Origin of the sequence: Lacticaseibacillus porcinae (assembly GCF_003946305.1) — a bacterium.
In the GTDB taxonomy this organism is placed as follows: domain Bacteria; phylum Bacillota; class Bacilli; order Lactobacillales; family Lactobacillaceae; genus Lacticaseibacillus; species Lacticaseibacillus porcinae.
The window spans coordinates 235,613-257,137 of sequence record NZ_RHNS01000001.1; the positions used below are offsets into that span (position 1 = coordinate 235,613).

At 47.3% G+C, this 21,525-nt stretch carries 20 protein-coding genes; 2 read left to right on the forward strand and 18 right to left on the reverse strand.

Annotation, left to right across the window (positions count from 1 at the left end):
- Positions 1-9: 9 nt before the first annotated feature.
- The 3 genes from EKM92_RS01100 to miaA all read right to left on the reverse strand — a co-directional run bounded on the left by EKM92_RS01100 (position 10) and on the right by miaA (position 2,807).
- The gene (locus tag EKM92_RS01100; protein ID WP_125707022.1) at positions 10-369 is read right to left on the reverse strand and encodes a MerR family transcriptional regulator; all 360 of its coding nucleotides are present in this window, start codon (positions 367-369) and stop codon (positions 10-12) included.
- A gap of 252 nt (positions 370-621) precedes the next feature.
- On the reverse strand, positions 622-1,881 hold the full coding sequence (locus EKM92_RS01105; RefSeq protein WP_125707024.1) for a methionine gamma-lyase family protein: 1,260 nt from the start codon (positions 1,879-1,881) through the stop codon (positions 622-624).
- Entirely contained in the window at positions 1,878-2,807 is a 930-nt protein-coding gene (gene miaA / locus EKM92_RS01110; RefSeq protein ID WP_125707026.1) for a tRNA (adenosine(37)-N6)-dimethylallyltransferase MiaA, read from the reverse strand. Before miaA ends, EKM92_RS01105 begins: the two co-directional genes overlap by 4 nt.
- Before the next feature lie 105 nt (positions 2,808-2,912).
- On the opposite strand from miaA, the gene EKM92_RS01115 reads away from it, so the two are divergent.
- Positions 2,913-3,092 (forward strand): DUF3042 family protein, encoded by a 180-nt coding sequence (locus EKM92_RS01115; RefSeq protein WP_054713788.1) that lies wholly within the window; start codon positions 2,913-2,915, stop codon positions 3,090-3,092.
- A gap of 117 nt (positions 3,093-3,209) precedes the next feature.
- Here EKM92_RS01115 and EKM92_RS01120 read toward each other — a convergent pair whose 3' ends face one another.
- The 5 genes from EKM92_RS01120 to EKM92_RS01140 form a co-directional block, all read right to left on the reverse strand.
- On the reverse strand, positions 3,210-3,617 hold the full coding sequence (locus EKM92_RS01120; protein WP_164509868.1) for a rhodanese-like domain-containing protein: 408 nt from the start codon (positions 3,615-3,617) through the stop codon (positions 3,210-3,212).
- Between the two features lie 17 nt (positions 3,618-3,634).
- Positions 3,635-4,594, reverse strand: a complete 960-nt coding sequence (locus tag EKM92_RS01125; RefSeq protein WP_125707028.1) for an ROK family glucokinase — start codon at positions 4,592-4,594, stop codon at positions 3,635-3,637.
- Between the two features lie 17 nt (positions 4,595-4,611).
- On the reverse strand, positions 4,612-4,818 hold the full coding sequence (locus tag EKM92_RS01130; RefSeq protein ID WP_125707478.1) for a YqgQ family protein: 207 nt from the start codon (positions 4,816-4,818) through the stop codon (positions 4,612-4,614).
- Positions 4,819-4,840: 22 nt separating this feature from the next.
- A complete protein-coding gene (locus EKM92_RS01135) occupies positions 4,841-5,524 on the reverse strand; it encodes a rhomboid family intramembrane serine protease (protein ID WP_125707030.1) in 684 nt (227 codons plus the stop codon).
- Between the two features lie 152 nt (positions 5,525-5,676).
- A complete protein-coding gene (locus EKM92_RS01140) occupies positions 5,677-7,800 on the reverse strand; it encodes a peptidoglycan D,D-transpeptidase FtsI family protein (RefSeq protein ID WP_125707032.1) in 2,124 nt (707 codons plus the stop codon).
- A gap of 159 nt (positions 7,801-7,959) precedes the next feature.
- Here EKM92_RS01140 and EKM92_RS01145 point away from each other — a divergent pair, with 159 nt between their 5' ends.
- Positions 7,960-10,584, forward strand: coding sequence for a YfhO family protein (locus EKM92_RS01145; RefSeq protein WP_125707034.1), 2,625 nt, complete (start codon positions 7,960-7,962; stop codon positions 10,582-10,584).
- Positions 10,585-10,633: 49 nt separating this feature from the next.
- On the opposite strand, the gene EKM92_RS01150 is transcribed toward EKM92_RS01145, so the two are convergent.
- The 10 genes from EKM92_RS01150 to EKM92_RS01195 all read right to left on the reverse strand — a co-directional run bounded on the left by EKM92_RS01150 (position 10,634) and on the right by EKM92_RS01195 (position 21,465).
- Positions 10,634-11,281 (reverse strand): response regulator, encoded by a 648-nt coding sequence (locus EKM92_RS01150; protein ID WP_125707036.1) that lies wholly within the window; start codon positions 11,279-11,281, stop codon positions 10,634-10,636.
- Complete coding sequence (locus EKM92_RS01155) at positions 11,274-12,338, reverse strand: sensor histidine kinase (RefSeq protein ID WP_420812552.1); 1,065 nt, start codon at positions 12,336-12,338, stop codon at positions 11,274-11,276. Before EKM92_RS01155 ends, EKM92_RS01150 begins: the two co-directional genes overlap by 8 nt.
- Positions 12,338-13,048 (reverse strand): cell wall-active antibiotics response protein LiaF, encoded by a 711-nt coding sequence (liaF, locus tag EKM92_RS01160; protein WP_125707038.1) that lies wholly within the window; start codon positions 13,046-13,048, stop codon positions 12,338-12,340. Before liaF ends, EKM92_RS01155 begins: the two co-directional genes overlap by 1 nt.
- 884 nt (positions 13,049-13,932) lie before the next feature.
- Positions 13,933-14,409, reverse strand: coding sequence for a transcription elongation factor GreA (gene greA / locus EKM92_RS01165; RefSeq protein ID WP_125707040.1), 477 nt, complete (start codon positions 14,407-14,409; stop codon positions 13,933-13,935).
- Between the two features lie 66 nt (positions 14,410-14,475).
- Positions 14,476-15,105, reverse strand: a complete 630-nt coding sequence (udk, locus tag EKM92_RS01170; RefSeq protein ID WP_125707042.1) for a uridine kinase — start codon at positions 15,103-15,105, stop codon at positions 14,476-14,478.
- A complete protein-coding gene (mltG, locus tag EKM92_RS01175; RefSeq protein WP_125707480.1) occupies positions 15,105-16,223 on the reverse strand; it encodes an endolytic transglycosylase MltG in 1,119 nt (372 codons plus the stop codon). Before mltG ends, udk begins: the two co-directional genes overlap by 1 nt.
- A 111-nt stretch (positions 16,224-16,334) precedes the next feature.
- The gene (pheT, locus tag EKM92_RS01180) at positions 16,335-18,746 is read right to left on the reverse strand and encodes a phenylalanine--tRNA ligase subunit beta (RefSeq protein ID WP_125707043.1); all 2,412 of its coding nucleotides are present in this window, start codon (positions 18,744-18,746) and stop codon (positions 16,335-16,337) included.
- 3 nt (positions 18,747-18,749) lie between these two features.
- A complete protein-coding gene (pheS, locus tag EKM92_RS01185) occupies positions 18,750-19,796 on the reverse strand; it encodes a phenylalanine--tRNA ligase subunit alpha (RefSeq protein ID WP_125707045.1) in 1,047 nt (348 codons plus the stop codon).
- Between the two features lie 645 nt (positions 19,797-20,441).
- Positions 20,442-20,807 (reverse strand): winged helix-turn-helix transcriptional regulator, encoded by a 366-nt coding sequence (locus EKM92_RS01190; protein WP_125707047.1) that lies wholly within the window; start codon positions 20,805-20,807, stop codon positions 20,442-20,444.
- Between the two features lie 157 nt (positions 20,808-20,964).
- Complete coding sequence (locus EKM92_RS01195) at positions 20,965-21,465, reverse strand: HD domain-containing protein (protein ID WP_125707049.1); 501 nt, start codon at positions 21,463-21,465, stop codon at positions 20,965-20,967.
- Positions 21,466-21,525: the final 60 nt, after the last annotated feature.

The window sequence follows — 21,525 nt, forward strand, 5'->3', positions numbered from 1 at the left end:
TGTGTGTTGTTACGGCCGGAAACCAAATCCCTGACGGACATTGTTGGCCTGATTCAAACGACTTTGATTCATCATTTCATCCCGCAGCATCTGACGAACTTCTTCATCAGAGTTTGGCTCACGGTGACGCGGATGCATCAGCTGTTTGATATCAGCTAAGGTGAAACCGTCAGCCAATTGGCTTTTGATCTCAAGCAAAGTATCGATATGATTCAGCGAATACATCCGGTGATTCCCCGCTGTACGTTCAGGGTGAACCAAGTCTTGCGCTTCATAGTATCTGATCTGACGCGCGGTGAGGTCGGTCAGCTGGATCACTGTACCAATTGGTAGGACACACCGCGTGCGTAAATCGCCGATGTCTGGCATCACTTGGCCTCCTTCCGATAACAGGGATTATACTAACAACCATACCGTTATCCGTCAACGGTCAATGTCACCTATTCTAACATCTATCCTAAAAAATGTGAATCAATCGTTTTCAATGTTCGGGTTTTAGCCGAATTTATCAAGGTTCTTGGTCACACTTAACATTTTTACTTCATGATTGTCCCAGACTGACCTCATCATTTTCCAATCAAAAAGGTTCAGCCCCTCCATTGAGAAGCTGAACCAATTGCTTTATTTTTGATCGAAGAAGGTGGCTTGCGCCGCACCGATGATCGCAACTTTCACATGCGCATAAGTCAACCCACCTTGCATATACAAGGTGTAAGGCGCACGCAATGGGCCATCACCAGAGAATTCAGTGGTGGATCCAGAGACAAACGAACCGCCAGCCATGATGACCGGATCTTCGTATCCTGCCATGGTTTCGGGAATCGGCGTGACGAAGGAATCAACTGGTGAATTTGCTTGCACCGCCGCTGCAAACTTGATCATGTCATCTGGATTGCCGAAGTTAACCGTTTGAATCAAGTCGGTGCGTGGCGCATCCCACTTTGGTGATACCGTCAAACCGAGTTCTTCAAGTAATGCTGCTTCAAAAATCGCGCCTTTAATGGCATTACCAGTGGTTTGTGGGGAAACGAAGAAGCCTTGGAACATGTCGCGCAACGACCCAAATGTCGCCCCTTCTGCACCACCGAGACCAGGCACTGTAAAGCGGTAGCTGATGCGTTCGATCAAATCTTTGCGACCGACGATGTAACCACCAGTTTTCGCATAACCACCGCCAGCGTTTTTGAATAAGCTACCGGCAATGACGTCAACGCCGACATGCGTTGGTTCTTGGGTTTCAGAGAATTCACCATAAGCATTATCCGCAAAGATCCACACATCAGGCATCACGCTGCGGACGGCTTTGACCATTTCCGCAATTTTTTCGATGGTGAAAGAATCACGCGTGGCATACCCGCGGGAGCGTTGAATGGCAACCACTTTGGTTTGAGGACGCAGACGCTTTTTGACGGCTTCGAGATCCACTTCACCATTTGGCAACAAGTCGACGTAATCGACATTAATGCCATATTCTTTAGGTGAGCCGATGCCGTTGCCTGCTAATCCCAAAACTTCTTGCAAGGTATCATAAGGTTCGCCAGTGATATATAAAATTTCATCCCCTGGGCGCACCAACCCTAACAAGCCGACCCCAATGGCATGGGTCCCGGACACAAATTGTGGGCGTACCAGTGCATCTTCGCCACCTAAAACATCGGCGTAAATTTCTTCAAGTTTATCGCGGCCTTCATCGCTGTGACCATAGCCAGTGGAGCCATATAGATCACTTTCTGCAACATCATGTGATTGAAAGCTCCGTAAGACTTTCGCTTGATTTTCGACGATTTGTTCGTCCATTTCCGCTAACCGCGGGGCAATTTTTTGGTCGACTTTTTCGACGACTGAAATTAACTTAGGATCAAAGTTATCTTTCCAACTCAAAATGATTCCTCCATTTTTCGCCAGTTCGTCACTAGCGTTAATAATTCTTGATAGGATTGCGGCTGTGCGACTAAATCAAACCAATGCGTGGGCATTTGATGTTTGAAATAAGTCAGCTGCCGCTTGGCATAATGCCGCGAATTTTTTTGGATCAATTCAACGGCTTGTGCTAACGTTGCTGTCCCTTGTAAGTATGGGATCAATTCCTTATAGCCGATGGCCTTGAGCGATTGCGCGTCAGGTCCCGCCAGCTCAAGGATATGTTTCACCTCAGGGATCAAGCCTGCTTGCACCATCAACGTGACGCGTTGATTAATACGTTGGTACAAAGCTTGTCGTTCAGTGGTCAACCCGATCACCAAGGCGTCATAGGCAGGCTTTGATTCAGGTTGCTGGGAGAACTTTACCCCAGTGGTATGCATCACTTCTAAGGCGCGGATCACTCGCCGGGAATTTGCTGGTGGAATTTTTTCAGCAGCTTGAGGGTCGATCGCATTCAGCTTTGCCCACAACCACTGCTCATCATGTTCAACCAGCGCCTGTTGTAAGTGCTCACGGTAATCACTCGGCGGCGCTTGCCCACCAAGTGGCAGGTCTAATCGCAAGGCATTCATGTAAAATCCGGTGCCGCCGACAACAATTGGGAGTTTGCCACGTTTTTGAATGTCAGCGATCGCAGTTTTTGCCGCTTGTTTGAACTGGGCCACTGAATAAGCGGCGGTAGGTTCAACAACATCTAATAAATGATGCACCACCCCATCGCGTTCTGCAAGGGTCGCTTTGGCGGTACCGATATCCATGCCGCGGTAAATTTGATAAGCATCGGCGTTAACCACTTCCCCGTCAAACGCTTTGGCTAAGCGAATCGACAAAGCCGTTTTGCCAACCGCAGTCGGTCCGCCGATCATTAGAATTTGGCCAGGCATCAGGTGCCTCCTTTCGTGCAAACGTTCACTTGTCCTTTGTGTTGTGGTATTGTCTTTAGTATAATAGACTTAGCAAGACAAAATCAGTAACTGGAGGAAATTCTCATGAAACATAAATTTGCTAAAGGCTTCTTCCTAGGTACCGTCATGACGATCTCTGCTGTCGCCGGCAGCGTCTTAGCATTCAAGAAGTCCTACATTGAACCCGTCGAAGACAAAGTTGAAGAAATCAATCAAAACCGCGCCAAAGCCAACCGCAAGCGTCATTCCGCTCACCTCGGCTAGTCTCTACCCACACGTTAACGTGTGGGTTTTTTCTTGCGGTTGGACGGCGTTTGGATCATTAAAATAAGTCGAATGAGACAAGCAAAGAGGCCGAGAATATTCTCGGCCTCTAATTTACTAGTCTAAAGACTTCTTTTTCTTCGTCTTACCAGACCAGTTTTGGTAGCCTTTTTTCAACCAGTTCACTTTTTGGAAACCAGCTTTTTTCAAACGACCAGCTGCACGCACAGATAATTCACCAGCAGCATCATAGAGATACACGGGTAAGTCTTCACGTAATTCGCCCATCCGTTCTTTGATCACGGAGTAAGGCATGTTGCGGGCGCCTAAAATATGGCCAGCATCAAAATCCTTTTTTTCACGTAAGTCGATGATTTGGGCTTTGCGCATGGTGGCTTCAAATTCATCTGGTTCGATTTCCCCACCGATGCCTTTGAGTTGAGACTTACGCCACCACAACCACAAGTAGTTGGCAGCCCAAGCAATCAACCCGGCACCGATCAAGATCAACAAAAAATTCATAATATTCAAGTAAAAGCCTCCTAGTGACGGGCCAAGCTAGCGGCACCGATCACACCGGCAGTGTTACCAAGCGTTGCTAACCGTAACTTCGTGGTTTCACGAACGTTAGGGAAAGTGAATTGCTTGAAGTACTTGTCCACGCGACTCAACAAGAAGTCCCCGGCTGCAGAGACACCGCCACCGATCAAAATATATTCAGGGTTCAGCATGTTGCCCAAGTTCCCTAAGCCTAAACCTAAGTAGTAGCTGACGCGATCAACGATCATCAGTGCCAACTTGTCGCCTTCTTTGGCACAGTCAAAAACGATTTTGGACGAAATATCGTCGCCGTCATCTAAGATCTGCTTCAATTTGGAATCGCCGGCATATTCTTCGGCCATGTCACGAGCGACACGTACAACACCGGTAGCAGACGCAACAGTTTCCAAGCAACCTTTTTTGCCGCAAGTGCACATGTAACCATCAGGATCAACGGTGACGTGGCCGATTTCACCAGCCGAGCCGGCAACCCCGTGCAACAAGTGACCATCAGAAATGACGCCAGCGCCGATCCCAGTGCCTAACGCAACTAAAGTGACGTTATCAGAGGCATCGCCGGCACCTTTCCATTGTTCACCCATGGCAGCGACGTTGACGTCGTTATCCACAGCAAAAGGAATGCCAGTGGCAGCTTCGATGTCGCGTTTTGGATGTTGCAAGGTCTTCCAGTTTAAGTTGTAAGCGCCAATGACAGTGCCGGCAATAGTGTCGACAGTCCCAGGGGTCCCCATGCCGATGCCTTGAAAATCTGCTGCGGTCATGTTGTATAACTTCAAATGATCTTGAATGGAGGCGATGATATCAGGAATGATATGGGCCCCTTCATCTAAAATATTTGTATCAATGCTCCAGCGTTGTTGGATCTCGCCATCTTGGGTCAAAATCGCAAACTTAGCGGTCGTACCGCCTAAATCGACGCCTAATAATTTCTTGTCAGTCATCGTTATCCTCCAGTGGGTTAAATTAATGGGTGTTTGGCTTCTTGTTCATGGGCGTGACGCAACACGATTTTGGCGTTGGCGTAGGTATCATCTGGGATCAGGCGCAATTCATGCAGGCGATCGACTTCAGCAGCTGCTAATTCGATATCCCACAGGCGCTTGCCTAAGTGAATATACGTGCCAAAACGTTTCAATAATTGCAACACGTCGTAATACGTGTACATGGTTGGATATAGCTGCATTCACTCACCTACCATTCATTTGCAACATGATCAATCCGCCTAAAGCGAATACCAACACCGCACCTAAAATGATCCGGCGACTTAGCGATAAGCGGCCTAACCGTGGGGCCCCGACGACACTGGCGATCAGAAATCCACCAACAAACCCGCCGATGTGACCAGGCAGATCAACCCCTGACATGAATAAATTCATGACTAAGTTGATCCCTGCTAACAACGCGAATTGTTGGGCGAGTTGTTTGACCATCGGGTTATCGCGAAAGACATCCCCCAGCATCACAAACGCGCCCATCAAACCAAAAATCGCCGTGCTGGCACCAGCAGACATCGAATTTGGTGAAAACGCAAAACTCGCAACGTTACCAGCGATCGCTGATACCAAATAAATCACCAAAAACCGCCAGTGGCCGAAGATCTTTTCGCAGATCATGCCTAAGTAATACAATGACACACCGTTTAAGACCAAATGCGTGATGCCAATGTGCAAAAATGCAGGCGTGATGAAGCGCCACCATTGGCCGGCTAAAATCAAGGGGTTATAACGCGCCCCTAATTGTAGCAAAACCAAGTTGTTGTCGCTGCCACCAAGCAAAGTTTCCGCAATAAACACCAACGCGGTGACGATCACTAACGCGTACGTCACAAACGGTGTGTTGTCTAAACGCGTTTTTAAAAACGGGTTGTGCATGCGGTCCCTTCTTTCCTTCCAAATCGAACGCTACCAATAAAAAAACAACAGGCGAACCTGTTGTCGGTGGAAACGCCCGCAAACAAGTACCACTACCCTGTCAGCGCGAACTGACATTCATTGAATAGTGTAGCATTTTTTAGGTGAAATGCCTACCCGTTAATGCTGGTTTGATGCGCACTGTAAGAGCTATCTTTTTTCACGTCATTCATCGAATAATAATCCGCAAACATTTGCTTGGCGATCAATTCGTTGTAGTTGACGTCTTCGTTGGATAAGTTAGGGACCACGACAGCGATCGCGATTTGGGGATTCTTCGCAGGTGCGAAGCCGACAAAACTCAACGTCGTGGTTTCCAACAATTCAGAGTTGGTGTTGGTCGGATCAGAACGCGTAAAGGTTTGCGCCGTCCCAGTCTTCCCAGCCACCCCAGGGTTTAAGGTATTCAACATCGTGGCAGTGGTCCAACCATTGGTCCCATGCACCACTTCCCACATCCCTTGTTTGACCAAATCAATTTGTGCTTGGGTGTTCGGCACTTTGAGTTGAACTTGAGGGCTAGTTGTTGAAATCGTGGCACCATTGCTCCCGTCTGATAAGGTTTGAGAAATCGACTTAACAATGTAAGGCTTCATCCGATAGCCATTGTTCGCAACGGTGGACACATATTGCGCCATTTGCATCAAGGTGTAGGTATCGTAGTTCCCGTAAGACAAGTCAAGTGCCGACCCAACAGCTAGCGCACCATTTAATGTGGTTGCCCCAGATTGCCCTTTCACTTCCCCTGGTAAGTCAACACCGGTAGTTTGACCTAAACCAAATTCAGAGAAATAGCGCCGCATTTTGGTGAAAATATTGTTATCCATCACCATCGAAGTCTTTGGCACGTATTTCGCGTTCCCTTCCTTCATGGCTAAGCGCATCATGTAAATGTTACTGGAGACTTCAAGCGCAGTGGTCGCATTCATTGAACTGAACGTTCCGACTGGATAAACAGATTTCTTGACTGGCGTAGAAGGCAAGTAAATCGGATCATCAGATTGCGTGTTGTTGTTGACAGTGATGACGCCATCTTGCAAGGCGCCAAGCACCATCGCCGGCTTGACCGCAGACCCCATGGCAAAACTACGGTTGATGGCCCCTAAGGCATCTTCAGTAACTTTACCAGTTTTCACATTGTGACTTTCACCAGCTAACGCTAAAATTGCGCCAGTTTGGGGATTCATCGCCACGGCAAACGCCCCATCTGAATGCGCCGCCGCACCATTGGATAACGCTTGGTTGAAAACAGATTTAACGATCGATTGGACTTTATTTTGATAATCAGAATCAATGGTCAAATTCAAGTTCGACCCTTGTTGGCCTTTAAACGTCGTCACTTGTTTGACAATGTTGTTGTTATTGCCAAGTTCCACTTGGGTGCGAGATTTCGCGCCTTTAAGGATACTTTCATAACCTTTTTCCAAATAAGAGATCCCGACGCGATCATTGCGGGCATAGCCTTGGGCCAAGTATGATTGCAACCCATCAGAAGGTAACCCAGATTTCGTTGAGGAAACCGTCCCAATGATTGCCGTCATCGAATCGCCATTGGGATAGGCACGTTCCCAATCAGTCCCGAGATTCACACCAGACATCGCAGTGAGGTTTTCACCAACTGCCGCAGACTCATCAGTGGTGACACCTGAGTTCTTCAAGTAAACTGTAGTGAGTTGCGTCGCCCCATTCATGATCTTGTATAAGGCGATCGCTTGTTTTTGTTTGTCAGAAAAAGCTGGCAAGTGCTTTTGAACATAGGCGACTTCATATTTATAGAGCTTTGAACTATCCGTTTCCGCTTGTTGGGCTTTCGGTAATTCTTTGACCACGGCTTTGGCAGCTTTGCTGTCCGCTAAAACGTAATCGGCGTAGTCGCGCTTTTGCAAACCGTCATGATCGACTGTGATGTAGCGTGCTAAGCGATTGGCAGTGTCATACATCGATTGCGTCGTGGTGTTCACAGATTTAGTGAAGGTTATGGCGTTGTTGGCTTTGTTTTCCACCAACACACGGCCTTGACTATCATAAATCAACCCACGCGGCACTGCCCCAGTAACCGTGGTTTGGTCGGTGCGATTAACTTCGGCGGCGAATTTGCCCCCGTTTAAAATCTGCAAATAAGCTAGCTGACCGACTAAGGCGGCTAACAATAAGAAGACAAAAAAGAATAACAAATTCAGCCGAAAGGGAATATGGGATTTGGCCCGCTTAGGCTTTGGGGTGCGAATGTATTTCACGAATACAGCTCCTTATCAATGCGTGCCTTTTGGTGGCACGAAACCAGTGTAGCAAACTCATGGCGTCAACGCCAATCTGTTATCTATGATATAGTATTCTTACAAGTTCTAACACGTTTTTGACCTGATTTAACCGAATTTTTGGGAACTGGAGGCACTATGCGAGCCTACCGCTTTTTACAACGACATTTATTGGCCTTCGCCTGCTTGGCGCCGATCATTATCATGGGCGCTTACTTCATCGGTCGCGGCGTTTATCCTTTTGGCAACAGTAGCTTGTTGACAGTGGATATGGGTCAGCAATATATCGATTTTTATAGTTATTTTAGAGAAACCGTGCTGGGACATCCCGGACAGTTATTCTTCGCGTTTAACAAAGATCTCGGCGGCGACATGTATGGCGTGTTCGCCTATTATTTGTTGAGTCCATTTAATTTTATCGTGTGCTTATTCCCTAAATCAATGCTGGATGTCGCTATCACCGTGATCACCTTGGCAAAGTATGGTTGTGCCAGCCTTGCAATGGCCTTTTATTTGAAACATCGCGGCTGGTCAAGCTTTTGGTTAGTCGGCTTTGGTACCGTATATGCGTTAAGCGGTTGGATGATCGCCAATCAACTCAATTTAATGTGGTTTGATGTGGTGATCTGCTTGCCGCTGGTGGCTTACGGCGTGGACGTGCTGGTCGAAGCACATCGCCCATGGCCTTTCATCTGGTGGTTGTTGGTGGCATTGATCACCAATTACTACATGGCTTGGATGCTTTGTTTGTTCATTATCGGGTATTTCGGCTATGCATGTTGCCGCGATTGGTCAGGACCAAAACGCACCTTACAAGCGATTTGGCGATTTGCTTGTGGGGCGTTGCTTGCTGGCGGGATGGCGGCAGTGGTGTTGTTGCCGACGTTGTTTCAACTGACACAGTCCAAAGGCACTTACACTGTCACCAAAATGACTTGGAAGTTTGAATACAAGCCTTACAAATTGCTCGGCAAATTCTTCACTGGTAGCTTTAACTTTGATCAAATGCCTAGTGGCCAAGCGAATTTATTTGTTGGCAGTTTGTTGATGATCGGGTTTATTTTATATTTCGTCGTAGCGCATATTCCTTGGCAAGAGCGACTGTTTGCCTTAGCTTGGACAATTTTCTTAACCTTGTCAATGATGGTCGAACCGCTTGATTTATTTTGGCATGGCATGCAATTTCCCGTGTGGTACCCTTACCGCTTCTCATTTGTCGTGGTATTTTGGCTGATGGTACTAGGCACCAGAGCGTTGCAATTGCTTCCTGAAGGGATCAACTGGTGGCAGCTGACGATTTCATTAGTCGTCATTCTCTCGGTTGCCGCTTTTGTTTGGTTACATCCCAAAGCTTTCACCTATTTAAAAGATTCCCAGATCTTGACCACCGTGATTTTTTCATTGTTTGCGTTGTTGTTATTGACCTTGCGTCAAGATGAAAAGCCTCTGACAGCAATTTTGTTTTGTGTGTTGATGCTTGCAGAAGCGGCAACCAATGCGACGATCACGTTAAATCAGTTAAGCTACGTCTCCCATTCTGATTACCACACTTACACTGAGTCGTTGCGCAGCGGCGTCAACGCCATTCAAAGCAAACACTCAGGCACCTACCGCATTGGCAAAACGATGCTACGAACCAAAAATGATGCCATGCAAATCGGTTACATGGGTACTGATCAATTCAACTCGATGTTTGAACCTAGTGTGCCGAAGTTATTCGGACAACTGGGTCAATCTGCTGGTGACGGCTTTGTGGCCTATACCAACGGCACCGTGATCACTGACGCTTTCTTAGATTTGAAATATTGGTTAAATCCGAAATTTGATTCAAGCACCAGTGATCCTTTCATCCCGCAAGTCTCCGAACGCCCTGATCTGTTTGGTTACGGCAACACCGGTTACACCAAAATCGGTCACACCAAAGATTTGGCCTTGTATCAAAATCCATATGCCTTGGGCTTAGGGTTTGCTGCCAGCACCCAAATTCTCAAAACGAAGTTGATCGACGGCATGCCGATGGTCAATCAAGAATTGTTGTTATCGGCGCTCACCGGCACCAACTTCCAAACGGTTTTTCACAAACAATATCTTTCTGAACCGATTTTAAAAGAAGCTGCTTGGTCAGGCGCAACAGTGAAAAAGAAAACTAGCAGTTCCATTGCTACCGTCACTTACACCTTCACTGCGACAACGCGCAATCCTTATTACTTGCAGATCCCAGCGACCTTCTCTGATAGTGTGGTATCCCTCACGCAAAACGGTCACACCGTGCCGATCTACGACACTTTCCGCGATCCTGAATTATTGAATGTCACCCCAAGTGCCCCTGGTAAAAAGCAAACCTTAGTGTTCACCTTGTTGAAAGATTCTGCAGACTTCGGACAATTGCAACTTTATCACCTCGATCTCGCAACAGTCACCAACAAGTTGAAATCACTGCAAGCAAGTCCTTGGCACATCATCGAACGCGGTGATCGCAGTATCAGTGGCAACATCACCATCAAACAAGCACGTCAAGTTCTCCAAACCACGATTCCTAATATCGCCGGCTGGCAGGTCCAAGTCGATGGCAAAACCGTCAAACCAAAAACGAGCTTAGGCTTGTTGATGAGCATCCCCCTAACTCAAGGTAAGCATCACATCACCATGGTTTACACACCACCATACTTGTGGTGGGGCTTGTTGATCACGATTGTTTGTGGGAATCTCGTCGGCTTATGGTGGGTGCTCACGCCAACTGGTAAACATCGCCGTAAACATTAAAATAAGCCGTTCACTTCAAATTTCAGAAGTGAACGGCTATTTTGATGCTTTATTCGTCTTTTTGATCTTTGACCAAACCATGCTTAAACGCATAAATGGCGGCTTGCGTGCGATCTTCAACTTCAAGTTTGGCCAAAATGTTAGACACATGCGTCTTCACCGTTTTTAACGTGATGAATAACTCAGTGGCAATTTCTTGATTCGACTTCCCTTGCGCAATCAATTGCAACACTTCGCGCTCACGGTTCGTCAAATCATCATATAATGCCGGTTGCGGTTTTTGCGTCAAACGATTCATCATTTTGGTGGTGACTTGCGGCTCCAGCACTGATTCCCCTTTAGCAGTTTGGCGAATCGCATTGGCAATTTCTTCTGCCGTTGCAGTTTTCAGAATGTAACTAGCAGCACCGGCTTCGATGGCTGGATACACCTTTTCATCGTCAATAAAGCTGGTTAAAATAATGATCCGCGCTTCTGGCCAGGCTTTTAAGATCTTCTGGGTCGCTTCAATGCCATCCATATGCGGCATCACCAGATCCATTAAAATCACATCTGGTCGCAACGCCAACGCTTGATCTAAGCCTTCTTGCCCATCAGTGGCTTGCCCGACGACTTCGATGTCTGGCATCACGCCTAAGTATGTCGATACGCCTAAGCGCACCATTTCGTGGTCATCTACAAGTAATACCTTAATCATCTGCTACTTCCTTTGTTATCGGCACGCGAATTTCAACACTAGTCCCTTGATTAGGGAAACTGATCACTTTGGCAGTGCCACCGAGACTGGCGGCGCGTTCACGAATGTTGGATAAGCCGTAAGAACCGGTGGTGTCAGCATTTTCCGGTTCAAAGCCGACGCCATCGTCAACGACGCGCAACACCACTGCATTGCCAATTTGCTTTAAGTATACCTCAAGGCTTTGCGCTTTGGCATGGCGTAATGTGTTGGAAAGTAATTCTTGCACGATCCGAAACAAATTATCTTCCATCGCCGCACCTAATGAGACATCAGCGAGCTCCCAAGTGATTTTAATTTTGATCTTGGTTTGCAATTCTTGCAACAAAGCAATGATCCCTGCTTTTAAGGTTTTGCCTTCCAAAGTGGTTGGCCGCAAGTGCAATAACAACGCCCGCATTTCCGCTTGCGCTTCATTGATCACCCCTTCGATGGTGGTGATCTGCTTCAACATCGCGTTATCAGGATCTTGCGTCGTCATCACCGAGCGCACCGCCGACAACATCATCATCGCCGCAAACAACTGCTGAGACACTGAATCATGCAGCTCTCGGGCTAAACGATGACGCTCTTGGGTAAGGATCTCTTCTTTAGTTTTCCCAGCCACCAGTACCGGGGTATTCGAGTAACGTTCGATTTCTCGCTGGAGGCGGATCATTTTTTGCCGGAGGGCTTCAAGCATCCCAGCAACATCATCGCCTAAAATCGCCGCAGCCTGGGCCTGCTTCGCTAGAATTGGGGCATCATATTGCCCAGCAGAAATCGTGGCTAAACGCTTCGCCAGTTGATTATGTTGCCGGCGCAACATGTAGTAACTGGTTGCAGACACCAAACCGGCGATCACAATCGCCCCACCGATCAAATACAACACCAATGGCGCTGTATACACGTTGCGCATCAATAAATTGCCGAAATCACTGTGGGTTTGGACGGTCATCATGTACACTAGCCCAACTTCCAGCAATCCCGTTAAGCCTAGCGTTGCAAAAAACTGCCATACCACGCGTTGTCCGCGTATCATACCGCCAACACCTCCACATCCCCAACTAACACGTTTGTGAGGATATGAATGTGGCGACTGGCATCATCATAGTCTTCACTAAAATATTTCCGCGTTTGATTCTTCATCGGGACTTCTTTGCCATCCACTGACAACGTCCCGACCACTGCAGAGTGATCGATCGCGACGCCGACGCCGACAGGAACCAAGATCCGCGTTTTCCCAAAGCCTTTGCGAATGACGACCACATTCTCGCCTTTAGGTAACAATGTATTACCAAGGTCAATGATGGTATCGCCTGCAGCTACCGTTAAGTTAATGTCGTCCCATTCAAATTGCGTTTGACCGATGTTGGTGTCCCCAAACCAAGGATGACTGGACATGGCGCCAGCTTTTGGTTGTGGTTGTTTGGTCGTCACCGCCAAAAAATGTTTCCGCGCCCAAGGGCCAAAGCTGGTGTTTTGACCGGTGAACAGCCGCAAGCTCGCACATGCGGCTAAAAACAACATGATCCAAATCATTGGATTGACAAACACTGAGATCACCACGCTGATCCCGCCGACGGTCAACCAAAACGTTTGGAAGCGATGGACATGAGCGCCGATCACTAACGCGACCACACCAAATACGACGCCGACAAGTACCGGCGGGTTGGTCACGATTTGAAAACATAACACGAAAAACATGGCGGCTTCAACCAGCCAAAATAACTGCCAACGACGCGACATGATCGATTCTCCTTTAATGATATTCTAGCTTGATTATACCTGTTTACACAAGTCCCCTCGTGGGTCGCGAGACTGATATCAACTCGAGCATACAAAAGAAGTGCCAATAGATTGATCACTCTTGACACTTCTCATCCAAATGATGTCCGGCATCGATAGTGTTTCATGCCGCCATCTGGCGACAGTGGGCTAGCTCCGTTTCAGTGATTTGAAACGGGGACTCCAGCTGGCTTGCCGCTACATAGTGAGGGTCCTCGGTGGAGCTAACTTGGACGTTTCGCTACGCTCACCGCCAAGTGGATCTCCACCTGCGGCTTTCCGTAAGCGGTAAACCGCTAACGGAAATCTCACTATGTAGCGGCAGCCAGCTTCCGTCCCCATTTCAAATCACTTTCACTACGTAGGCCACTGTCACCTGATGGCTGCGAAACATGTTATGTCTTCGTTGATATCATGTTTAATCTTGTGAATGACGGCATAACGTCACGTATTTGATTTGTAAGCCAGCGATATCAATGTAGAAAACCTGTGGGCGGAGATGATTTGGCAAAGTGGAGGTGAATTGGACAATTGCCTGTGGGAGTGAAATCAAGTGAAACGCCGGTTTGTGGCGGTTCGCGCAGATTTCACCAGCAAATATTGAAACGAAGTGATTTTCTTCGGTTCAATATTTAGTCGTAAGAGCATCAGCGGTTTGGGCTGATCTCTGCAGACGGCCGCACCGGCAACTTGTCCAATTCACCGTAGCGTCGCCAAATCATCGGAGCCCACAGATTTTCGTGCCGGAGGCATTTTGGTATAGTTTGCTGAAACACTTACGTTGCCGGACATCCTAATCAAAAAGAGGTCGAGACGATGATGTCTCAACCTCTTGATGCAATGTTTTAGCCTTCGACTTTGACGATCTTCACGTCCATGTCGCCACCTGGCGTGGAAACTTTAACGGTGTCGCCGACTTTCTTGCCGATCAAAGCAGTGGCGATCGGGGATTCGTTGGAGATCTTACCGTTGAACGCATCAGCTTCAGCAGCGCCGACGATTTCATAAGTTTCTTCTTCAGTGTCGCCGACTTCAACGAAAGTGACTTTTTTGCCGATGGAGACTTCGTCGTTAGCAACGGCCCCTGCGTCAATGATTTCAGCATAACGCAATTGGGTTTGGATCGTCACAATGCGCGTTTCCAATTGTGATTGTTCATCTTTAGCAGATTCGTATTCGGAGTTTTCAGATAAATCCCCGAAGCCACGTGCAATTTTAATGCGTTCGATCACTTCTGGGCGTTTAACAGTTTTCAAGTTTTCTAATTCTTGTTCGAGTTTTTCTTTGCCCGCTGCAGTCATTGGGTATGTTTTTTCAGCCATGTAAGTCCCTCAATTCTAATTTTGTGATGCCTCAAGATACGATGGTAAGAAGTTTTACGTTACTTGTCAACTTTTTTCGCCGCGCAACGCTAACGTGGCAGCGATTTTAGTGCGGACTAAGTCAATAGCCACGCGGTTTTGCCCGCCTTCAGGAATAATCACATCGGCGAAGCGTTTGGTAGGCTCAATGAATTCTAAATACGCGGGACGCACAGTGGTCAAGTATTGGTCGATCACTGAATTTAAACTCCGGCCGCGACTTTGGGTATCGCGTTGGATCCGCCGCAACACCCGCACATCGGCATCAGTGTCGACGAATAATTTCACATCCATCAGCTTCCGCAATTCAGGATCAGCTAATACCAAGATCCCTTCCAAAATGATCACGTCTTGCGGCACCACATGCCGCGTTTGGACAGCACGATTATGCGTGGCGTAATCATACACTGGGACATCGATGGCGTGTCGTGCGATCAGTTGTTTGAGTTGGTCGAGTAACAATTGATGATCAAAGGCGTCTGGATGATCATAGTTGATCAATTTCCGTTGTTCAAATGTCTTGCTGCTGTGTTTGTAATAACTATCTTGTTGTAGCAAGACCACACCAGATTCAAAAGCCTCGCACAACGCATGCGCCACGCTAGTTTTTCCTGATGCAGAGCCACCAGCGATGCCGATCACAATGGGTTTTGCCATTAGTTTGTCCCGTTATCTGCGGCAAAAGTTTGGGTGTTGACTTCTTGTTGATACAAGGTCGTTGCATACAAAATTTCGCCAGTCTTTAAGTTGGCCACAAAGTACAAATAGCCTTTTGAGCGATCCGATGGACTTAAAATCGCGCGGATCGAAGTTTCTGATGGTGAGTTGAAGGGTCCTGGGCCATAGCCGGTGTGGACATATAAGTTATATGGTGAATCCACACTGGTATCTTTGTTCGTCAAATGCGTTTTATGGGTGTTCAATGCATACATGACTGAGATATCAGATTGCAATGGCATCCCCGCGTCGATCCGGTTTAAAAATACCCCAGCGATTTCACGACGATCATTGCTGGATACCCCTTCACGTTCAGCTAAGCTCGCTAAGGTCAACACTTCTTGCACTGTGAAGCCTTGTTTTTGAATGGAGGTGTAGTAACTGCTCATGACGCTATCGGTTTTAGCGACCATTTGCGTGACTAACGCCTTCAAGCTTTCGCCACTGGTGACGGAATAAGTTGCTGGGAACAAATAGCCTTCCAAGCGATAACGCACACCACTGGCCGCTTTTGCAGATTTCAACAACTTCGGATATTTTTGGTACAATTCATCAAAAAAGCTTTGATCTTGCATCAATTTAATAAAGTTGGCTTTGGTGAAGTTAGGATCTTTAGCTTTCAGCTTTTCGATCGAGTCGCCGATGGTGTCGATGGTGACCCCTTCTTTAACTAACACCGTCCCAGTGCTATCACTAGAACCGCCGCCACGCAACTGGGCAATGATGTTCTTCAAGGTTTCAGCCTTGCTTAGCGTATAATCCCCTGCTTGAAAGTTGGTGTAGTTATGGAATTTAACGTAATAGTTAAACACCAAAGCAGACTTGATCACGCCTTTTTTCTCTAAAGTTTGTGCGATTTGTGACGTGCTTGCGCCACTAGGGATCGACACTGTCAACGCTTTTTTATCGTTGGCATCGACTGCCCCTAACGCGCTATCTAAATAACGATAACCCATAAATCCGGTAAGGACCAAGACACAAACCACGATCCCGACGACCCACGCCACAATATGATTGACCGCGCGCTTTTTGGCGGTACGGGTGGCTTTTTTTTGCATATCCTGCTGACTCAAAAGGCTTCCTCCTGCTGACACATACTGCATTCAGTATACAAAAACCTGCTGCAAAAAGCGACCAGCATCGCTTTTTAACAGCAGGTTTTAAAAAATTTAACGAATCGTAGCGCCTAATTCATCATGAAGCGCAGTGGTGACCTTTTCAAAGGCGGTGTTCACTTCGTCTTCAGTCAAGGTTTGATCATCACGACGATAAGTCAAGGTGTAAGCCAAAGACTTCTTGTGGCCTTCAATGTTGGCACCTGCATAGACATCAAACAAGGTGACATCGCGCAAGAACTTCCCACCGACTTGTTCAATGACTTTCACGATCGCCGCATTTTCAACTGCTTGATCGACTAAGATCGCAATATCGCGGGTCATTTCAGGGAACTTCGGCGCAGGCTTAGCAGCCATTTCTGAACGATCAGCGTTCATCAACGCTTCTAAGTTCAATTCAAAGACGTAGGTTTCCGGTAAGCCTTCAGCATGTTCGTAACCTGGATGCAACCGCCCGATCAAGCCGATGGTTTCACCTGCAAGCACAAGCTTGGCACTTTGGCCAGGATGGAGTTGCGGATCATCGCTTAAAGCGACATATTCAACGGGTTGTTCCAAACGATAGTCGCCTAACAAGTGATCAACCACGCCTTTGACGTAGTAGAAATCAACGCCTGCAGCTTTTTGATGCCAGTTTTTGCTAGTTAAGTTACCGGTGAACAACCCCGCAACATATTCATGTTCTTCAGGACGGACATGACCTGGTTTGCGTAAGAACACGCGACCTTGTTCATATAACGCTAAATCTGATTGTTTGCGCGCCACATTATATTGTTCCGCATTGATCAACCCAGCGATCAAGTTTTCACGCAAGACAGCGTGGTCTTTGGTCATTGGCCAAGAAACTTCTGTCCCCTCGCTTGATTCAATGGTGAATTGATGGGCTTCTTCGTCGTTGACCAAACTATAAGTGATCGCTTGACTCAACCCTAAACCTTCTAAGATCTTGCGCGTGCGACGCAAACGTGCTTGTTTAGGGGTGAATTGGCCGATGGTCATGGTGGTGGTTGGCAACGTCGATGGTAAGTTGTCATAACCATACAAACGCGCCACTTCTTCGATCAAATCAGAATCAATGGAAATGTCCCAACGACGAGGTGGCACTGCCACAGAGAATTCACCATCATGAGTTTCAACGCCAAAGCCTAAGCGTTTGAATAAGCTGGTGACTAATGCTTCGTCGAAATCAGTGCCTAAAACATGATTGATGCGATCTAAGGTGATGTTAACGATGGTATCTTTTGGAACGATTTCACTTGCAGATAAGTGACCTTTTGCCACTGTCCCATTGCCCAATTCCGCCATCAAACGAGCGGCTTCGTCTAACGCATTGTTGATGTCAGCGACGTTGATGCCTTTTTCAAAGCGAGACGAGGCTTGGGAGCGCAAGTTGTACTTCAAAGCAGTTTTGCGAATGTTGGTTGGGGCAAAACATGCGGATTCGATCACAACCGTGGTGGTGTCATCCGTGATTTCAGAGTTCAAACCACCCATGACCCCTGCCAATGCAACAGGTTTTTGACCATCGGTGATCACGATATCTTCGGAATCGAGTTCATGGTCGTTACCATCTAAAGTGGTCAACACTTCTTTGTCATGTGCCCGACGAACCAAGATTTCGTGATTTTCCAGCTTGTTGTAGTCAAAAGCATGCAGTGGTTGGCCGTAGCCTAACATGATCAAGTTGGTGATGTCGACGATGTTGTTGATCGGACGCACACCAGCATTCCACAAGCGGCGTTGCAACCACAATGGAGAATCTTGAATCTTCACACCATCAACGACCCGCATTTGATAACTTGGAGCATCGTTGACATCGTCAACTTTAGCACTCAAATAATCTTCGACAGGTTTGTTGCCTTCGATCACTGGTTGATCGTTGAAATGTGGGGTTTCGTTGTAAGTGGCACCAACTTCCCAAGCCACCCCGCGCATCCCTAAAGCATCGGCACGGTTAGGGGTAATTTCAAAATCTAAAATGCTGTCATCCCAACCTAAAGCCACTAAGGCATCACTGCCTGGCTTTAAGTCTTCGTTGAAAACATAGATCCCGTCATTATAGGCTTTAGGCGCGATCGCATCAGAGAAGCCGAGTTCTTGCAGTGCACAGATCATGCCGTCAGACACGACGCCACGCATTTTACCGCGTTTAATTTTTTGATTATCCGCAATGCGGGCACCTGGTAAGGCGACGATCACGGTTTGACCTTTTTCAATGTTAGGGGCACCGCAAACGATTTGACGTAATTCGTCGTCGCCAGTGTCAACTTGCGCGATATGCAAGTGATCAGAGTCTGGATGATCCACTAAGTCCATCACTTTGCCGATGACGATTTTTTTAAGGCCAGCGCCTAAATGCGTGACACTGTCAACTTCGATCCCAGTACGAGAAACTTTTTCGCCTAAGGTATCAGCGTCAACTGGCACATCGACTAATTCTTTTAACCATTGATAAGAAACGTCCACGATTTAACCCTCCTGTTGGAATTGGGACAAGAAACGTTGGTCCCCTTGATAAAAGCTGCGAATATCGTCGATCCCATATTTCAACATGGCAAAACGATCTGGGCCGAGGCCAAAGGCAAACCCACCATAAACTTCAGGATCCACACCAGCGTTAGTCAAGACGTTTGGATGCACCATCCCAGCGCCTAACACTTCGATCCAGCCAGAGTATTTGCAAATCGCACAGCCTTTACCGCCGCAACGGAAGCATGACACATCGACTTCAACACTTGGTTCAGTGAATGGGAAGTAACTTGGCCGCAAGCGAATGGTCCGGTCTTTCCCGAAGACATGTTGGGCCACTGCCAACAGTGTCCCTTTTAAGTCAGCCATGGTGATGTGTTTGTCGATCACTAAGCCTTCGACTTGATGGAATTGATGAGAGTGCGTCGCATCATCGGTATCGCGGCGATAAACCCGGCCTGGAGAAATCATCTTCAACGGGCCTTTGGAGAAGTCATGGACTTCAAGAGTGCGGGCTTGCACCGGAGAAGTTTGCGAACGCATCAACAAATCATGGCCCATGTAAAAGGTATCTTGCATGTCGCGAGCAGGGTGGTTCTTGGGGATGTTGAGCATTTCAAAGTTGTAATGATCTTCTTCAACTTCTGGGCCATCGATCACTTGATAGCCTTGGCCGATGAAGAATTCTTCAATATCATCCATGATTTGGGTGAGGATGTGCGGGGTACCGGCTTTGACTTCGTCGCCTGGTAACGTCACATCAATGGTTTCTTGTTTAAGCTTTTGATCGATCACCGCTTGTTCAAGGATCGCTTTGCGTTCAGCGATCGCATCTTGCAAGTTATCTTTGATCTTGTTGGCATAAGCGCCGACTTTTGGACGTTCAGTGGCATCAAGGTCTTTCATCCCGCGTAAAACTTCGGTGATCGGACCTTTTTTACCTAATAAATTAATGCGGGTTTGGTTCAATTCGTCAAGATCATGTAAACTTTTGATCTTGGCTTGGTTTTGTTCAAACAGTTCTTCCAGCTTAGACTTGAGATCCATGTGGAATCCTCCTTGTGTAATTGATGGCACAAAAAAAGCCCCGCCCCTAAAAGGGACGAAGCGATCGCGGTACCACCCTTGTTCAATGTCGAAAACGACATCACAACTCTTAGCATTAACGGCAATACCGGGTGGCAAGCCACCTACTCCAGAAATGAATACGAGCCATGATCCCATCAGCATCTTGCAGTCAATGAATGCTGTTCCCTAACTGGGCCGCCGGCTTGCGTTTCTTTCAACGTATTTAAATTGTTAAGTTAAGTTTAGGCTAGCAAAAATTTTCGCGTTCGTCAAGTGGCGTTTGGCAATTGAGCCTCCAGCTGGCTCGCCGATGCATCGTAAGGGTCCTCGGCCGAGCTAACTTTGTCAATTCGCGTTGCTCATTGACAAAGTGGATCTCGACCTGCGGAACACAGTAGACGGTAAACCGTCAACTGTGTTCTTACGATGCATCGACGGCCAGCTTCCGGCCCAATTGCCAAACGCATTCACCCGACTTCGGTCGCATCACCTTTTATCATAATTTGGGGAACGCGTCATGCTAATCCTCACGCAAAAGGTCCCCAACAATCGGCAGTCAGTGTCCACCTTTTTCCTCGCGAGGCTAGAAAAAGCCCAGACTCAAAGTCCGAGCTCGTAATTATTTTAGTCGTCGCATTCTTCGTCAGAGATCCAGTCATCGCCCCAAGCATGAGCAGCTTGCAAGACTGGTGCTAAGGCTTCACCTTTGTCGGTCAACACATATTCGATCAACGAAGAGTTTTCGTGAGTCACACGGTTAACTAAGCCTTCTTGTTCCAATTCCTTTAAGCGTTCAACCAACACGCGGTCAGAGCACTTGATAATGGTTTGCGCGATATCCTTAAAGCGAGAAGGACCATTCGTCAATAACACTTCCAAGATCAAGCCATTCCACTTTTTGCCTAAGATCTTGAAGCTTTCTGTAAACTTGGGGCAAAGTGAATGTTTACGGGTATTGGTACAATTGCTGGTTACTACTGTTGTTTCCATCATGGTCACCTCATAAAATAGTGTTTTACACACTTACCTTTGTATAGTATCACTATAACGCAACCACAGAAAAATGCAACTTTTTCGGCTAATTTACTCAAACCAAATTAAAAAGGCCTGATCCACATGGGATCAGACCTCAGACGATTGACTTGTTTTAGGCCTTATTCAGGCGGTGTGCTAATGGGTGGCGCAACTTGTGCATCCAAGGGACCACCACTTCGTCCATCGCCGCATAATCGTCCACTAACGACACCACGAAGCTTTCTTTATACTTCGGCAATGCAAGAGTCGCCCCCCACATATGCTTGATGATGATGTCTTTTTCCATTGGCGAAAGATCCGTCAACTTCTCCGCGTTCCGCAAAGCGATGCGCGGGTGGATGTAGGCGTGCGTGCCTAAGTCGAACTTAGTCACCCGCCAGTCATAATAAAACAAGTCATGCAACAGACCTGCTCGAGCGAGTGCGCGAACATTTAAATGCCACTTCTTACCAAGCAAATAGCTTTGGTAAGAAACGCTGATACAGTGAGTCAGACGATCAGAATAATGGTGCTGGGTGTAGTTTGCGAGTTTTTGCACGGCAGGTTGTGCCAGCAAGTCATCAACGTAACTACGATATTCCGCGTCTTGCGTCCAATCAAGCTTAGTGCTCATTCAAAAGCCCCTTCTATGCGGTAATTGTTCAACACGCCTTCATTATAACAGGTCTATTTT

Coding starts and splice junctions, on each gene's coding strand:
- EKM92_RS01190 (WP_125707047.1), bottom strand. CDS start 20,807: ATGGAAACAACAGTAGTAACCAGCAATTGTACCAATACCCGTAAACAT.
- EKM92_RS01115 (WP_054713788.1), top strand. CDS start 2,913: ATGAAACATAAATTTGCTAAAGGCTTCTTCCTAGGTACCGTCATGACG.
- miaA (WP_125707026.1), bottom strand. CDS start 2,807: ATGCCTGGCCAAATTCTAATGATCGGCGGACCGACTGCGGTTGGCAAA.
- EKM92_RS01100 (WP_125707022.1), bottom strand. CDS start 369: ATGCCAGACATCGGCGATTTACGCACGCGGTGTGTCCTACCAATTGGT.
- EKM92_RS01130 (WP_125707478.1), bottom strand. CDS start 4,818: ATGTACACGTATTACGACGTGTTGCAATTATTGAAACGTTTTGGCACG.
- pheS (WP_125707045.1), bottom strand. CDS start 19,796: ATGGATCTCAAGTCTAAGCTGGAAGAACTGTTTGAACAAAACCAAGCC.
- EKM92_RS01135 (WP_125707030.1), bottom strand. CDS start 5,524: ATGCACAACCCGTTTTTAAAAACGCGTTTAGACAACACACCGTTTGTG.
- udk (WP_125707042.1), bottom strand. CDS start 15,105: ATGGCAAAACCCATTGTGATCGGCATCGCTGGTGGCTCTGCATCAGGA.
- liaF (WP_125707038.1), bottom strand. CDS start 13,048: ATGTCGCGTCGTTGGCAGTTATTTTGGCTGGTTGAAGCCGCCATGTTT.
- EKM92_RS01125 (WP_125707028.1), bottom strand. CDS start 4,594: ATGACTGACAAGAAATTATTAGGCGTCGATTTAGGCGGTACGACCGCT.
- mltG (WP_125707480.1), bottom strand. CDS start 16,223: ATGCAAAAAAAAGCCACCCGTACCGCCAAAAAGCGCGCGGTCAATCAT.
- EKM92_RS01195 (WP_125707049.1), bottom strand. CDS start 21,465: ATGAGCACTAAGCTTGATTGGACGCAAGACGCGGAATATCGTAGTTAC.
- greA (WP_125707040.1), bottom strand. CDS start 14,409: ATGGCTGAAAAAACATACCCAATGACTGCAGCGGGCAAAGAAAAACTC.
- EKM92_RS01150 (WP_125707036.1), bottom strand. CDS start 11,281: ATGATTAAGGTATTACTTGTAGATGACCACGAAATGGTGCGCTTAGGC.
- EKM92_RS01145 (WP_125707034.1), top strand. CDS start 7,960: ATGCGAGCCTACCGCTTTTTACAACGACATTTATTGGCCTTCGCCTGC.